Below are 15,505 nucleotides of genomic sequence, written 5' to 3'. Positions count from 1 at the left end.
GCGGCCGCCGTAGCCTGCGAAGACCGAGTCATAACGTCCGTCTGGAGAATCCACATGAGCGCCGCACCGCAGCTCCCGCAGGAGCGCCGTCTGGTCACCGCGATCCCCGGCCCGAAGTCCCAGGAGCTGCAGGCCCGCAAGCTCGGCGCGGTCGCGGCCGGGGTCGGCACCACGCTCCCCGTCTACGTCGCGCGCGCCGGGGGCGGCGTGCTGGAGGACGTGGACGGCAACTCGCTGATCGACTTCGGGTCCGGCATCGCCGTGACCAACGTCGGCAACAGCGCCGCCGCCGTGGTCGCCAAGGCCACCGAGCAGCTGGCCGCCTTCACCCACACCTGTTTCATGGTGACCCCGTACGAGGGCTACGTGGCCGTGGCCGAGCAGCTCAACGAGCTGACCCCGGGTGACCACGACAAGCGCACCGCGCTCTTCAACTCGGGTGCCGAGGCCGTCGAGAACGCCGTCAAGGTCGCCCGCGCCTACACCAAGCGCACCGCCGTCGTGGTCTTCGACCACGGCTACCACGGCCGCACCAACCTCACCATGGGCATGACGGCGAAGAACATGCCGTACAAGCAGGGCTTCGGCCCGTTCGCGCCCGAGGTCTACCGCGTGCCGGTGGCCTACCCGTACCGCTGGCTGACCGGTGCCGAGAACTGCGCCGCCGAGGCGGCCGCGCAGGCGATCGACATCATCAACAAGCAGATCGGCGCCGACAACGTCGCCGCGATCATCATCGAGCCGATCCAGGGCGAGGGCGGCTTCATCGAGCCGGCCAAGGGCTTCCTGCCGGCCATCGCGGAGTACGCCAAGGCGAACGGGATCGTCTTCGTCGCCGACGAGATCCAGACCGGCTTCTGCCGCACCGGCCAGTGGTTCGCGTGCGACGACGAGGGCATCGTCCCGGACCTGATCACCACCGCCAAGGGCATCGCCGGCGGCCTGCCGCTGGCCGCGGTGACCGGTCGCGCCGAGATCATGGACGCCGCGCACGCGGGCGGCCTGGGCGGCACCTACGGTGGCAACCCGGTGGCCTGCGCCGCCGCGCTCGGCTCGATCGAGACGATGAAGGAGCTGGACCTCAACGCCAAGGCCCAGCACATCGGCGAGGTCATGCTCGACCGCCTGCGCGCGATGCAGGAGAAGTTCGCCGGCTCCGACCGCTTCACGATCGGCGAGGTCCGCGGCCGTGGCGCGATGATCGCCGTCGAGCTGGTCAAGCCGGGCGGCAAGGAGCCGAACCCGGAGGTCACCGCCGCGGTGGCGAAGGCCTGCCACGCCGAGGGCCTGGTGGTGCTGACCGCCGGTACCTACGGCAACGTGCTGCGCTTCCTGCCGCCGCTGGTGATGCCGGAGCACCTGCTCAACGAGGGCCTGGACATCATCGAGAGCGCCTTCGCGGGCATCTGACGCCTGGTCAGTCAGCCTCGCGGCCCTTCACATGCCTGCGCCCCGTGCCGAGGTCGGCACGGGGCGCAGGCATGTGCGCACAGACGATCGAGTGGGCGTGGAGGTTGCCCCGGATCAGGTGAAGATGCTGTGCGAACTGTCTGGAAGTACGTTCCGGCGCAGGCGCCTTGACGTAATGTCGTCATGGATGGAGAGCGAGCACCGCCCGCCGACCGGCCACCAGGCCACGGCAGGCGACATCCAGGACAACCAGGCGCCACTTGCGGTGACGCCCCCAAAGGACCGATCGACCGACCGTCCGGCCCACACCCCCCGGGGCGCGCGGAACGGCGATCACCCCAGCCGCCCCGGAGCACTCCCCCCTGCTCCGGGGCGGCTCACCGCTGCCCTGACGTCGGCCCTGGCGTCGGCCGCGATGCCGGTGGTCCTGTTGGTGCTGCTGGTGGCGGTCTCCTGGCAGGTGGCCGTCGACGGACCGCTGCTGACGCTGGACCAGCACATCCGCTCCGCCGTGACGCACGCCCGGCAGGCGCTGGACAGTTCCCTGGTCAACGGACTCGCCCACCTGCTCTCCGACCTCGGGGACAGCACGGTGGCCGTGCCGGTGCTGCTCGGCGCGGGCGTGCTGACCGCCTGGCGACTGCGTCGGCGCCTGCGCTCGCACGTGCACTTGCACCAGAACGCCGCCGATCGGCGCTGGTGGCTGCCGCTGCCGACGGCCGCCCTGGCCGCGCTGCTGATCCCGCTGCTGGTGATCCCGGCGAAGGCGTACTTCGCCCGGCCCGGGCCGCTGGGCCAGCCGGTCATCCCCGGCCAGTGGGGCTGGTACCCGTCCGGGCACACCTCGACGGCCTGCATCGCCTACGGCGCCGGCGCGCTGCTGCTGGGCCGCACCCTCGCCGCGGCGGCCCGTCGCGCGCTGTACGCGGCCACGGCCGTGCTCGGCCTCGGGGTGGGGCTGGGCCTGATCTGGTGCGACTACCACTGGTTCCTGGACGTGCTGGCGGGCTGGTGCTTGTCGGGCCTGGTGCTCGGGGCACTGGCCCGCCGACTGCCGCGGCCCCGCTGAGCACTCCCCGCGGCTACCGCGGGATAGTGAGCCTGGCTCAACATGTGCCTGGATCCCTACTTCGTCGGCCGCTACCCTGAGCTCCAGTCCCCCTTCGAGGAGCCCGCGCATGACCAGCCCGTCCGCCGACCACCTCACCGGCCCCGCCACCGGCCACGCCACCGGCCACCTGGACCCCGCCGACGGTGTGGCCGAGCTCGCCGACGCGCTGACCCGGGCGATGAAGCGGATCAGGCGGCGGACCATGGACAGCCTGGAGCCCTACGGCATCACCCCCGCCCAGGGGCGCGCGCTGCGCACCCTCGCCCACCACACCACCGGCGAGCGCGCCCTGCGGCTGAGCGAACTCGCCGACCTGCTGCACATCGCGCCGCGCTCGGCCACCACCGTGGTGGACGCCCTGGAGCAGGCCGCACTGGTCGAGCGGGTCCCCGACCCGGCGGACCGGCGGGCCGTAGGCCTGGTCCTCACCGCCGGCGGTCTGGCCGCCATCGAGCGGCTGGCACAGGTCCGCCAGGAGGTCGCCGAGGACTACTTCGGCGCCGCGGACCCGGCCGACCTGGCCGTAATGCTGCGGGTGCTCAGGACCGCGGAGGCGGCGTCCCCGAACTCGTCGCCGCGCCACGGCCACGGCCGGCCCCGAACAGCGTGATGGATCTCGGACGGCTGCGCGCGCTGCACGCGGTCGCGGTGCACGGCTCGGTCGCCCGCGCGGCGGCCTCGCTCGGCTTCACCTCCTCGGCGATCTCCCAGCAGATCGCCAAACTGGAGCGCGAGACCCGCACCGTCCTGCTGGAGCGCCAGGGCCGCGGCGTGGTGCTCACCGACGCGGCGCGCGAGCTGGCCGGCACTGCGCAGCGCGTACTCGCCCTGGTCGAACAGGCCGAGGTGACCCTGGAGGAGCAGCGCGGGCAGGCCGTCGGCCGACTGCTGGTGGCCTCCTTCGCCACCGGGGCCCGCGGCCTGCTGCCCGGGGCGCTGGCCGATCTGCGGTCCGGCTGCCCGGAGTTGGACGTCCGGCTGCTGGAGGCCGACCCCTATCTCGCGGCCGAGCTGGTCGCCCGCGGCGAGGTGGATCTGGCCCTGGTGCAGGACTGGCCGACCGTCCCGCTGCCGGTGCCGCAGGGCCTGTCCCGGCTCGACCTCGGCCGCGATCCGGTCGATCTGGTGCTGCGCGCCGAGGACCCGCTGGCCGCCCTGGCGGTGGTCCCGGTCGACCGGCTCCGCGGGCAGCGCTGGATCAGCGTGCCGCCCGGCAACATCTGCCACGACTGGCTGGTGCGGACCATGCGCGAGGCCGGCGAGGAGCTCGATGTCCGCTACCAGGTCGGCGAGTTCGAGACCCAGATCGCGCTGATCGGCGCCGGTCTCGGCATCGGCCTGGTGCCGCGCCTCGGCCGCGGGGCGCTGCCGGGCGGCGTGGTCGCGCGACCGGTGCTGCCGGAGCCGGTCCGACGGGTCTTCGCGCTCTGGCGCACCCAGGCCTCGCGCCGGCCGGCGATCACCGCGGCCCTGGACGCGCTGCGCCGCCGCTGGCCGCTGCGCGAGTCGGCCGACGGCCCCACCACCGGCTGATCCCTCGCTCCGGCCTCCCCCGCCCCGCTACTCGGTGCCGACCGAGAGCGGCAGGCCCAGGTGGGTCTCGGCGAGGGAGCGGAAGCCCGCCCCGTCGGCCAGGTGGATCCGCCGGTACTCCTCGGTGGCGACCAGGTCGAGCGCCTCCTCGGTGAAGTCCCCGGCGGTCAGCCAGAGTCCGTTGCCCGCCGACTCCTCCTTGACCGCCTCCGCCAGGGTGCGGACCTCCGCTTCCCCCACCGGTCCGGGCCGCCGGGAGGCGCAGACCACCCAGCGTCCGGGCAGCGCGCTGTCCGGGGCGCCGCTGCCGGTCGCCACCAGACCGGACGGCCCGCGCAGCAGAACGCTCCAGTCGGTCAGGCCGCCGCGGGTGAAGAGCTCGCGGACCAGGCCGGCGAACTCGGCGGGCGAGAGGTCCCCCACCGCCGGTACGGCCGCGCCGGCCGTGGCGCACGGCTGCACCCCGACCCGCGCGTACGGGTCGGGGCTGACGGCGGCGCCCAGCTCGCGCAGCCGCAGCAGCGCCTCGTCCTGCTCGGCGTCGGCGTACACGCCCGGCTCGCTCTCGTCCGCGCAGAGCTCGGGGCCGGTGACGAACCTGGTCCTGGCCAGCGCGTCGCGGTCGGCGTCGACGGTCAGCAGGCAGCGGGTGTCGGGGCCGCGCAGCCAGCCGTTGAGCACCACACCGGTCAGCACGCCGTCGGTGTCGACCGCGTCGGCCGCCTGCAGGGCCCGCAGCGCCAACCGGGAGACCAGCCGCAGGTAGTCGGCCACCCGGTCGCCGGCAGCGCGGGGCACCGGGGCGATCTCGCCGTCGGGGGCCAGCCGGTAGCCGTCCAGCGAGGGCACCAGGTCCAGCGGAGGCAGGTCGAGGTCGAGGACGGCCGTCCTGGTCAGCGGGCGGAAGAACGCCCGGCAGGCGGCGGGCAGGTCGGGGGTGGCCGCCTCGGCGGCGGCCAGCGCGCGTTCCAGCAGCGACTCGACGGCGGCCGGCTCGACCTGCCGGTAGGCCCGCCGGCACTCCTCCAGGCTGTCGTTGTACTCCTGGACGGCCCGCGCCCTGGCCTGCTCGGCCTGCTCGTGGGCGAGCCGGGAGGCGGCCTCGGCCGGGTCCGCGGCGTTCGCCCGCTCGGAGCGCCAGGCGCGCAGGGCGCGCTGGTGGGCCAGCCGGGCCTGGGCCAGCTCGCGCTGGAACCCGGAGTCCAGCAGCCGCCTGGGCGCGGCGGCCTCCGGGTCGGCCGACTCCGGCTCGGCCGGGGCGAAGTCCTGCCACTGCGGCTCGCGTCCGATCCCGGCTTCGGCCGGGCCGGCCGGGTAGGGCCGGGGCTCGTAACTGCGGCGCTGGGTCTCGAAGTCCATCGCGCTGACCGGCAGCGCGAGCCGCTGCAGCAGGTCAGCGAGCCGGTCCAGCTCGACGCGCACCGCGGCGGTCTGCCGGTGGGTCTGCTGGGCCGCCCGCGCGTGCTCGGCGACCGCCTGGTCCAGCGCGTCCGCCGCCTGCGGCTGCTCGGCGCCCGCGGCCTCATCGGAGCCGAGCGGATCCGCGGAGGTCGCCGAGGCCGGGAACATCGCGGCCAGGAAACCCGTGCGGGCGCCGACGGCCCGGTCCTCGGCCGACTGGCTCTTGGTCGAATCCTGCATCGGCGGTCGGCCCCCATGCTCGTCCGGCACTGCTGCGGTGGCCGGGCACGCGCTGCGGGCCGGCCCACCCGTGCTGAGCATTGTCCCCCGTCCGACTCCGCCGCGGGGGCATACCGCCCGACCGGCTGGGACCCCTGGGGCAACCGGAGGCTGCCGGGGCGGTCCCAGCCGGCGCAGCGCCGCTCCCGGACCAACGGTCTCAGTTGGTCAGGGTGTTGGTGAGGTGCAGGCCGATATAGCCGACGTAGATCCGGCCGCTGCCGGAGCAGTCGTCCAGATAGTGCAGCCGCGGCGCCGTCCGGCCACCGCCGATCCGCAGGTGGGCACCCATGAAGGCACGGCCGCTGGGGTCCACGCCGGACGGGACGACGAACATCCGCTCGCGCCGCATCTTGGCGTGGCTGCAGACCGTCTGCGACTCGCCGCGGACCGCCTTGCGCGGCGGGAAGTGGCTGCCGCCCACCGGCGCGTGCTCGCACCACTGCTTGAAGTCGCCGCCCGCCGCGCCGTGCACGGCGGCAACGGCGTACTCCTGCAGCGCAGTCAGGCCGTCCCAGGTGAGCCGGACCCATCCGGAGCCGGCCGTCGAGGCGTCCAGGGCCTGCGTCTCCTTGGCGTCGCCGGTGAAGGTCAGCAGGGGGAACTCGTCGATCCGGTGCAGCAGTTCGGTGAAGCTCCGCGGACCGCAGGGGCTCCCCTCCAGCAGCGCGGCCGGCTGGCCGGGCGGGCAGAGCCTGCTGCTCAGGCCGCGCAGTGGGCCGCCGACCCGGCGCAGCGCACCGCTCTGCGGCTCGCTCTCCGCACGCAGGTAGAACTCGCGCCGATGGGAGCGGGGCAGGCTGCGCCGTACGAGCCGGGGCTCGTCGGGACCAACCGGGGGCGCTGCCTGGGCCTCGGCCGGGCGCGGCTCGGCGACCCGCACCCGCAGCGGCGGCACTCCGGCCAGCGGTTCGGGCAGCGGGGCGAGCTCCGCCAACCGGCGCGGCTCACGGGCCAGCAGCGCGGCGGCCCGCCGGGGTTCGCTCTCGATCCGGTGCCGGGGCAGCACCAGATGCCGCAGGGCATCCCGCCGGGAGGCCGGATCGACCTCCGGCAGATAGGTGCGCACAGCGCCGCCGTAGACCGTGTGGAACTCCAGGGCCGTGTTGAAGAGCACCCGGGCGTCCGGCGCCAGCACATAGCCCACGGCCAGGCCTGCGACGTTGCGCAGCAGCGGGTGCAGCACCTGCGCCGCCCAGGCCTCCGGGTCCAGGTCGGCGGGGACGCTGGCGATCACGGTGGGCAGCCGGCGCGCCGGATCGCACAGCCCGTCGATCACACCGTCGACCTCGGCCGCGGTGATGATCCTCGGCAGCAGGCCCACCTCGGTCTCGCCGTCCAGCGCGTCCAGCAGCGGGAGCAGGGTGCGGGCGAGTTCGGGCACCGGCACCCGCGGCGGGGTGCGTACGCCGGCCGCGGCCTGATGCTCGGCCTCCAGTCGGACCCAGGTGGGACCGTGGGCCGGCGAGGCGATGGTGAGCGCCAGTTGGTGGGTGCCGTGCGGGGCCGGGGTGCGCAGCCGGCGGCGGGTGTAGTGGCCGGGGGCGTCGGCGGGCCCGGCCGGCAGCGAGCCGCTGTCCCGGTCGAACAGGACGCGGTCGGCGAGGCGGTGCCGGTCGCCGGCCGGCTGGTCCGCACCGGCGGGGGGAGGTTGCGGGGCAGGTGGTGGCTCGTCGTAGCCCTCGCGCTTGAGGAACTCGGCGAGGCACTGATCGGCCAGGGCGACCACGTCCGCGGCGGGCTGACGGGTGGTCACCGTCATCCGGTACGGCGTGGCGTGGCCGGCGGCGGCAGGGCTGGTCCGGGAATCGGGGCTGCTCGCAGCGAGTGGAGCGGGTGGCGCGAAGCGGTCGGTGGTCATGGGCGGTACCTCCGTGGTGCGCTGGTCGGGTCTGACGGTCCTCCATCGACGGGTGATATCCGGCTCCGGCCGGCGGGGTGCCGGCCTGGTCCTGCTGGGAAGAACGCGTGTGCCCGGAGCTGAAGTTCCAGTTCCGGGCACCGTCAATTCGTTCGAGCGTTACTCACACTTTTCCTACCTCTTGCCTTACGGCTTTCCCGCGGGTCCCACCAGATCCGCCTCACCGGCCCGCCGGGCGGCCAGCTTCGGGGCCAGGGCCGGGACCGAGAGCGGGCAGCCCTCGGCGACCTGGTAGTTGGCGAGGATCACCACGCGGTCCACGCCGTGGTTGTAGCCGATGTGCAGCTGCTCGGGCCCCGCGAGCTCGACCAGTGACTGCCCGGACCGGGTGATCTCCACTCGGCCGTCCGCCAGTACCCGGGTCAGCGTCCCGGAGAGGACCACCGCCTGGACCTGGGCCGGGTGGTAGTGCCAGCCGGTGTTCGCGCCCGGCTCGATAGTGACGGTACGAATCACGGCCATCTGGGAATCTGCTCCTGAACTCGGCGGTCGCTTCAGGCTACTGACCGGTTGGGCCCGCCGAAACAGCGCCAACGGGCTTTGGCTGAAACGTATCCGTGTTCGGATAGTCACTCTTCGAGATAGCTGTACCCAGCCAGGACCGCCACGGCGGAGCCCGCGCTGGCCGCGGCGAGCCAGGCGTGGAAGTCCGCCACCGCCGGCTCCGGGATGCCGACCTCGATCAGCACGCCCGACGCCTCGTACCGCAGCTCGCGCACAGCGTGGCCGGCCGCCCGCAGGTCGTTCTCCAGCCGCCCGGCCCGGGTGTGGTCCACCTCGACGACCAGGACAGCCACCGGGCGCCGCTCGACCGTCCCGATCGCGTCGACCGCCTCGGACACCGCGCCGCCGTACGCCCGGACCAGCCCGCCGGCGCCCAGCAGCACCCCGCCGAAGTAGCGGGTGACCACGGCGACGGTGTCGGTGAGCCCGCGCCGGCGCAGCACCTCCAGCATCGGCACACCCGCGGTGCCGCCGGGCTCGCCGTCGTCGTTGGAGCGCTCGCGGCGCTGGTCCTCACCGACGACGAAGGCGGTGCAGTTGTGCCGGGCGTCCCAGTACTGCTTGCGGATCGCGGCGATGAACGCCTGCGCCTGCTCCTCGTCGCCGACCCGGGCGAGATGGCAGATGAAGCGGGAGCGCTTCACCTCGATCTCGTGGCTGCCGTCCGTCCGGATGGTCAGGTACGGCTTCGGGGCTGGCTGCGACATGGGGTGAGCGGCTCTCCAGGGTGAACATGCCGGCAGAACGGGCGTTCCGCCAGCCTATCCACCCGGGGCGGTCGGTCCTACCGGCCGGAGAGGGCGTCCAGCTGCTTGCGGTCGAGGCCGGTGAGCGCGGTGACCTCGGCCAGGTCGACCGCACCGCAGTCCAGGCCGCGCAGCAGGTAGCCGCTGAGCGCCTTGGCGGTGGCCGGCTCGTCCATGACGTCGCCGCCGGCCTTGGCCACATACGCGGCCAGGCGGGCCGCAGCGGTGGCCAGGCCCTCGCGGTAGAAGGCGTAGACCGCCGCAAAACGGGTCGGCAGGTGGGCGGGGTGCATGTCCCAGCCCTGGTAGTAGGCGCGGGCCAGCGAGCGGCGGACCAGGCGGTGGTGCAGGTTCCAGGCCGCGAAGACCTGCTCGGTGGGGCCGGTCGGGATGACGTTGGTCGAACCGTCGGACAGCCGCACGCCGGTACCGGCCGCCGCCACCTGCATGACGGCCTTCGCGTGGTCGGCGACCGGGTGGTCCATGCTCTGGTAGGCCGCGCTCACCCCGCAGGAGGCGCTGTAGTCGAAAGTGCCGTAGTGCAGGCCGGTGGCCCGGCCCTCGGCCGCGTCGATCAGCAGCGCGACGGTGGCCCGGCCGTCGGCACCGAGGATGGCCTGGGTGGTCTCGATCTGGATCTCGAAGCCGATCCGCTTGGCGGGGAGCCCGGCGCGCTGCTCGAAGTCCTCCAGCAGCCGGACCAGCGCGGTGACCTGCTCGGGGTAGGTGACCTTCGGGAGCGTGAGCACCAGGCCGGCGGGCAGCGGGCGGCCACCGGCGAGCAGGGTGGCGAGGAAGAGCTCCAGGGTGCGGATGCCGCGGTCGCGGACCGCCGCCTCCATGCACTTGATCCGGATGCCGATGTACGGCGGTGCGCTGCCGTCGGCCACCGCGGCGGCGATCAGCTGGGCCGCGCGGATCGCCTCGGCGTCCTCCTCGGCGTCGGGGCGCGGGCCGTAGCCGTCCTCGAAGTCGATCCGCAGGTCCTCGATCGGCTCGCGCTGGAGCTTGGCCCGGACCCGGGCGTGCACCTCGGTGATCAGCTCGTCGGCCGGGACGCCGAGCGCCTCGGCCAGCTCGGCCGGGGTGCCCGCGTGCGTGTCGAACGCCTCCAGGGCCTGCCGGCCCCAGCTCTGCACGGTGTCGGCGGCGAAGGCGTCAGCCGGGACGTAGACCGTGTGGACCGGCTGCCGGCTGCCGGAGTCACCCGGGTAGCGGCGGGCCAGCTCGGCATCGACCGGCCCGAGCAGCGCGTCGACGCCCGCCCGCGCGGGGCGGGAGAACGTCAGGCCCTCCGGAGCCGCCGCGGCAGCGCCACCGTCCACCTCGACCTGCGACATACGGGTCCCTCCACACTGCCGTCATTCAACAATTTGTTGATGTGAAGGTAGCTCCGGGCCCCGCCGTGCGTCAATGGCGGACCAGCCTGCGGACCTGGTGGAAGCACTTGGAGAGGCCCCGCTGCTACTCCCGTCCCATGCCGGCGAAGCGGGCTCGCACCTCCGGCAGCAGCTTGCGGATCTGGTCGGCGCCGACCGGGCTGCCGGGGCGGTGGCCGCTGACGCCGTACTGAGTGGTGAGATAGCGGGCCAGCTCCGCCTCCTCGGGGTCCCGGTTCTGCTCTTCCCGGTAGGAGAGGACCGCCTCGACACAGAGATCGACCGTCAGCTCCGGCCCCTGGACCAGCTGTTCGTCCTCCGGCTCGGCCGGCGCCGGAACCCGCTCCTCGAAGACACTGCGCTCGTCCTGCGCCGCGGCCTGAACCGGGACTTCAAGCGTCTCCTGCGGCTGCTCCTCGGCCCGCTGGGCCTCGCGCAGCCGAGCGCCGAGCCCGGTGCCGACCTGCCCGTTCCCGTTGACCTGCGCGCGCTGCTCGGGCCGAGCCTGCGCCGGACCGGGCTGAGCGGCCTGGGACTGAGCCGGCTGCGGCTGGACCGGGTGCGGGCGGGGCACCCGCGGTGGCTTGAACCACGGGGACATCTGGCCGGGCGGCCGCCCCGTGCCCGCCACCGGCATCGGCCGGGGACCGGCATGCTGAACGCGAGCGGGCTGAACGCGAGCCGACTGCGGCTCACGGACCGGCGACGGCTGCGGAGTCACACTCGCCGCCGGCTCCCCTTCTCCCGCGCCGCCCTGCGCGTCCCGCCAGCGGGCCGCGGCCAGCTTCGCCAGCGTCGGGACCGCCACCGCCGGCGACACTGCGGGCACCGAACCGGCTGCCGACACCTCCGCCGGAGCCGGCCCGTCGATCCGGTCCAGCACCGTCAGATCGAGCGGCACCCCGTACTTGGCCAGCTTGAGCGGCAGCAGTGCCTGGATCGGCGCCGAGCGCCGCCAGCCGCGCCCGTACCGGAAGCGCAGCTGGGCGCGGTACACCAGGCGGTTCTGCTCAAGCCGGACCACCTCGTCATAAGAACGCAGCTCCCAGAGCTTCATCCGGCGCCAGAGCCGGAAGGTCGGCACGGGTGAGAGCAGCCAGCGCATCAACCGGACGGAATCCATGTGCCGGTCGGCCGTGATCGCCGCGATCCGCCCGACCGCATGCCGGGACGCCTCGACCACCACGACGAACAGCACCGGGATCACGGCGTGCATCCCCATGCCCAGCGGATCGCCCCAGGACGCCGCCGCATTGAAGGAGATGGTGGCCACCGTGAGCAGCCAGGCCGTCTGGCGGAGCAACGGGAACGGTATGCGGAGCCAGGTCAGCACCAGGTCAAGAGCGAGCAGCACGACGATGCCCGCGTCGACACCGATCGGGAACGCGTACGAGAAGGTCCCGAAACCCTTGTGCAGCGCCAGCTCCCGCACCGCCGAGTACGAGCCCGCAAAGCCGATCCCGGAGATCAGGCAGGCGCCGGCCGCCACCAGGCCAAGCAGTGCCCGGTGGGTGCGGGTAAGGGATGGACGTGCCATTCGTTGATCAACCCCTGCATCTCGGCTGCTGGCGGGCCCTGCCGTGGACTGACTGCGCCGCCGCGGGGATCCTACTCGGACATGCGTTCACCCCTCGGGGCAGGCCAGTAGCTGACAAACCCCCGGGCCGCGTCGACAACGCCAGGACAACTCGGCACCGCTCTCTGGAAACGCTCCGGAAAACGCCCGTAAACGCAGATAACCCCCGTCCGACGAATCGGATGGGGGTTATCTGGTATTCAAAGATTGTTCGGCGGCGTCCTACTCTCCCACAGGGTCCCCCCTGCAGTACCATCGGCGCTGTGAGGCTTAGCTTCCGGGTTCGGAATGTAACCGGGCGTTTCCCTCACGCTATGACCACCGAAACACTATGAAACTGTCAACCGCACCACACCCCCGACCAAGTGGGGATATGGGGTCGTTGTTTCAGAACAACACAGTGGACGCGAGCAACTGAGGACAAGCCCTCGGCCTATTAGTACCGGTCAGCTCCACCCATTACTGGGCTTCCACATCCGGCCTATCAACCCAGTCGTCTACTGGGAGCCTTACCCTCTCAAGGAGGTGGGAATACTCATCTCGAAGCAGGCTTCCCGCTTAGATGCTTTCAGCGGTTATCCCTCCCGAACGTAGCCAACCAGCCATGCCCTTGGCAGGACAACTGGCACACCAGAGGTTCGTCCGTCCCGGTCCTCTCGTACTAGGGACAGCCCTTCTCAATATTCCTACGCGCACAGCGGATAGGGACCGAACTGTCTCACGACGTTCTAAACCCAGCTCGCGTACCGCTTTAATGGGCGAACAGCCCAACCCTTGGGACCTACTCCAGCCCCAGGATGCGACGAGCCGACATCGAGGTGCCAAACCATCCCGTCGATATGGACTCTTGGGGAAGATCAGCCTGTTATCCCCGGGGTACCTTTTATCCGTTGAGCGACGGCGCTTCCACAAGCCACCGCCGGATCACTAGTCCCTGCTTTCGCACCTGCTCGACCCGTCGGTCTCACAGTCAAGCTCCCTTGTGCACTTACACTCAACACCTGATTGCCAACCAGGCTGAGGGAACCTTTGGGCGCCTCCGTTACTCTTTAGGAGGCAACCGCCCCAGTTAAACTACCCACCAGACACTGTCCCTGATCCGGATCACGGACCCAGGTTAGACATCCAGCACGACCAGAGTGGTATTTCAACGTCGACTCCACGACAACTGGCGTTGCCGCTTCAAAGTCTCCCACCTATCCTACACAAGCCGAACCGAACACCAATATCAAGCTATAGTAAAGGTCCCGGGGTCTTTCCGTCCTGCTGCGCGAAACGAGCATCTTTACTCGTAATGCAATTTCACCGGGCCTATGGTTGAGACAGTCGAGAAGTCGTTACGCCATTCGTGCAGGTCGGAACTTACCCGACAAGGAATTTCGCTACCTTAGGATGGTTATAGTTACCACCGCCGTTTACTGGCGCTTAAGTTCTCAGCTTCGCCTAGTCGAAACTAGACTAACCGGTCCCCTTAACGTTCCAGCACCGGGCAGGCGTCAGTCCGTATACATCGCCTTACGGCTTCGCACGGACCTGTGTTTTTAGTAAACAGTCGCTTCTCGCTGGTCTCTGCGGCCACCCCCAGCTCAGAGTGCAAGACTCATCACCAGGAATGGCCCCCCTTCTCCCGAAGTTACGGGGGCATTTTGCCGAGTTCCTTAACCATAGTTCACCCGAACGCCTCGGTATTCTCTACCTGACCACCTGAGTCGGTTTGGGGTACGGGCCGCCATGAAACTCGCTAGAGGCTTTTCTCGACAGCATAGGATCATCCACTTCACCACAATCGGCTCGGCATCAGGTCTCAGCCTTAATGAGTGACGGATTTGCCTATCACTCGGCCTACACCCTTACCCCGGGACAACCACCGCCCGGGCTGGACTACCTTCCTGCGTCACCCCATCGCTCACCTACTACAGACTTGGGTCACCGGCTCCACCACGTCCCTTTGTCCGAAGACTCCAGGCCGGCTTCGCGGGCTTAGCATCATCTGGTTCGACGTTGGCGCTTCAAAGCGGGTACGGGAATATCAACCCGTTGTCCATCGACTACGCCTGTCGGCCTCGCCTTAGGTCCCGACTTACCCTGGGCAGATCAGCTTGACCCAGGAACCCTTGGTCAATCGGCGCAAGAGTTTCCCACTCTTGTATCGCTACTCATGCCTGCATTCTCACTCGTGAACCGTCCACAACTGGATTCCTCCGCTGCTTCACCCGGCACACGACGCTCCCCTACCCATCACAGCCCCCGTTGGGGGTATTGCTGCAATGACACGACTTCGGTGGTGTGCTTGAGCCCCGCTACATTGTCGGCGCGGAATCACTTGACCAGTGAGCTATTACGCACTCTTTCAAGGATGGCTGCTTCTAAGCCAACCTCCTGGTTGTCTGTGCGACTCCACATCCTTTCCCACTTAGCACACGCTTAGGGACCTTAGTCGGTGTTCTGGGCTGTTTCCCTCTCGACCATGGAGCTTATCCCCCACAGTCTCACTGCCACGCTCTCACTTACCGGCATTCGGAGTTTGGCTAAGGTCAGTAACCCGGTGAGGCCCATCGCCTATCCAGTGCTCTACCTCCGGCAAGAAACACGTGACGCTGCACCTAAATGCATTTCGGGGAGAACCAGCTATCACGGAGTTTGATTGGCCTTTCACCCCTAACCACAGGTCATCCCCCAGGTTTTCAACCCTGGTGGGTTCGGTCCTCCACGAAGTCTTACCTCCGCTTCAACCTGCCCATGGCTAGATCACTCCGCTTCGGGTCTTGGGCGTGCAACTCAAACGCCCTATTCGGACTCGCTTTCGCTACGGCTACCCCACACGGGTTAACCTCGCTACACACCGCAAACTCGCAGGCTCATTCTTCAAAAGGCACGCAGTCACGAGACACACAGCAAGCTGGTGTCCGACGCTCCCACGGCTTGTAGGCACACGGTTTCAGGTACTATTTCACTCCGCTCCCGCGGTACTTTTCACCATTCCCTCACGGTACTATCCGCTATCGGTCACTAGGGAATATTTAGGCTTAGCGGGTGGTCCCGCCAGATTCACACGGAATTTCTCGGGCTCCGTGCTACTTGGGAGAAGCTCAAGTGAGCCGCACAGATTTCGTCTACGGGGGTCTTACCCTCTACGCCGGACCTTTCGCATGTCCTTCGACTATCCATACGGTTTCTGACTCACCCAGCCGCCGGCAGACGACTGAAGAACTTTCCCACGACCCCGCATTGGCAACCCCTGCCGGGTATCACACCAATACGGTTTAGCCTCATCCGGTTTCGCTCGCCACTACTCCCGGAATCACGGTTGTTTTCTCTTCCTGAGGGTACTGAGATGTTTCACTTCCCCTCGTTCCCTCCACATACCCTATATATTCAGGTACGGGTGACAGCCCATGACGACTGCCGGGTTTCCCCATTCGGAAACCCCCGGATCAAAGCCTGGTTGACGGCTCCCCGGGGACTATCGTGGCCTCCCACGTCCTTCATCGGTTCCTAGTGCCAAGGCATCCACCGTGCGCCCTTAAAAACTTGGCCACAGATGCTCGCGTCCACTGTGCAGTTCTCAAACAACGACCAGACACCCACCTACACCACCCGACACAAGCCGAGGATGTCCGTGGGACCGGCACTGAAGCAACGACC

Annotated in this window: 10 protein-coding genes and 2 rRNA genes; 4 read left to right on the top strand and 8 right to left on the bottom strand. The window is 69.9% G+C overall.

Annotated features, from left to right (window positions below; genetic code table 11):
- The first annotated feature begins 54 nt into the window (after positions 1 to 54).
- From gabT to P3T34_RS27075, 4 genes are all read left to right on the top strand, one after another.
- On the top strand, positions 55 to 1,410 hold the full coding sequence (gene gabT, locus P3T34_RS27090; protein ID WP_280668644.1) for a 4-aminobutyrate--2-oxoglutarate transaminase: 1,356 nt from the start codon (positions 55 to 57) through the stop codon (positions 1,408 to 1,410).
- Positions 1,411 to 1,597: 187 nt separating this feature from the next.
- Positions 1,598 to 2,479, top strand: coding sequence for a phosphatase PAP2 family protein (locus tag P3T34_RS27085; RefSeq protein WP_280668643.1), 882 nt, complete (start codon positions 1,598 to 1,600; stop codon positions 2,477 to 2,479).
- A gap of 109 nt (positions 2,480 to 2,588) precedes the next feature.
- Positions 2,589 to 3,131, top strand: a complete 543-nt coding sequence (locus tag P3T34_RS27080) for a MarR family transcriptional regulator (RefSeq protein ID WP_280668642.1) — start codon at positions 2,589 to 2,591, stop codon at positions 3,129 to 3,131.
- On the top strand, positions 3,128 to 4,054 hold the full coding sequence (locus P3T34_RS27075; RefSeq protein WP_280668641.1) for a LysR family transcriptional regulator: 927 nt from the start codon (positions 3,128 to 3,130) through the stop codon (positions 4,052 to 4,054). Before P3T34_RS27080 ends, P3T34_RS27075 begins: the two co-directional genes overlap by 4 nt.
- Before the next feature lie 27 nt (positions 4,055 to 4,081).
- On the opposite strand, the gene P3T34_RS27070 is transcribed toward P3T34_RS27075, so the two are convergent.
- The 8 genes from P3T34_RS27070 to P3T34_RS27035 all read right to left on the bottom strand — a co-directional run bounded on the left by P3T34_RS27070 (position 4,082) and on the right by P3T34_RS27035 (position 15,397).
- Positions 4,082 to 5,695, bottom strand: a complete 1,614-nt coding sequence (locus tag P3T34_RS27070) for a restriction endonuclease (protein ID WP_280668640.1) — start codon at positions 5,693 to 5,695, stop codon at positions 4,082 to 4,084.
- 199 nt (positions 5,696 to 5,894) lie between these two features.
- On the bottom strand, positions 5,895 to 7,595 hold the full coding sequence (locus tag P3T34_RS27065) for a hypothetical protein (protein WP_280668639.1): 1,701 nt from the start codon (positions 7,593 to 7,595) through the stop codon (positions 5,895 to 5,897).
- A gap of 186 nt (positions 7,596 to 7,781) precedes the next feature.
- A complete protein-coding gene (locus P3T34_RS27060; RefSeq protein ID WP_280668638.1) occupies positions 7,782 to 8,117 on the bottom strand; it encodes a cupin domain-containing protein in 336 nt (111 codons plus the stop codon).
- Between the two features lie 107 nt (positions 8,118 to 8,224).
- Positions 8,225 to 8,866 (bottom strand): YigZ family protein, encoded by a 642-nt coding sequence (locus P3T34_RS27055; RefSeq protein WP_280668637.1) that lies wholly within the window; start codon positions 8,864 to 8,866, stop codon positions 8,225 to 8,227.
- A 77-nt stretch (positions 8,867 to 8,943) separates the two neighbouring features.
- A complete protein-coding gene (locus P3T34_RS27050) occupies positions 8,944 to 10,245 on the bottom strand; it encodes an aldolase/citrate lyase family protein (protein WP_280668636.1) in 1,302 nt (433 codons plus the stop codon).
- Between the two features lie 124 nt (positions 10,246 to 10,369).
- Positions 10,370 to 11,821 (bottom strand): DUF2637 domain-containing protein, encoded by a 1,452-nt coding sequence (locus P3T34_RS27045; protein WP_280668635.1) that lies wholly within the window; start codon positions 11,819 to 11,821, stop codon positions 10,370 to 10,372.
- A 248-nt stretch (positions 11,822 to 12,069) separates the two neighbouring features.
- Positions 12,070 to 12,186, bottom strand: a 5S ribosomal RNA gene (gene rrf / locus P3T34_RS27040).
- A 90-nt stretch (positions 12,187 to 12,276) separates the two neighbouring features.
- Positions 12,277 to 15,397: ribosomal RNA gene (locus tag P3T34_RS27035) — 23S ribosomal RNA — on the bottom strand.
- Positions 15,398 to 15,505: the final 108 nt, after the last annotated feature.

Source organism: Kitasatospora sp. MAP12-44 (genome assembly GCF_029892095.1).
GTDB lineage: Bacteria > Actinomycetota > Actinomycetes > Streptomycetales > Streptomycetaceae > Kitasatospora.
This window is presented reverse-complemented; position numbering and strand designations above follow the sequence as displayed.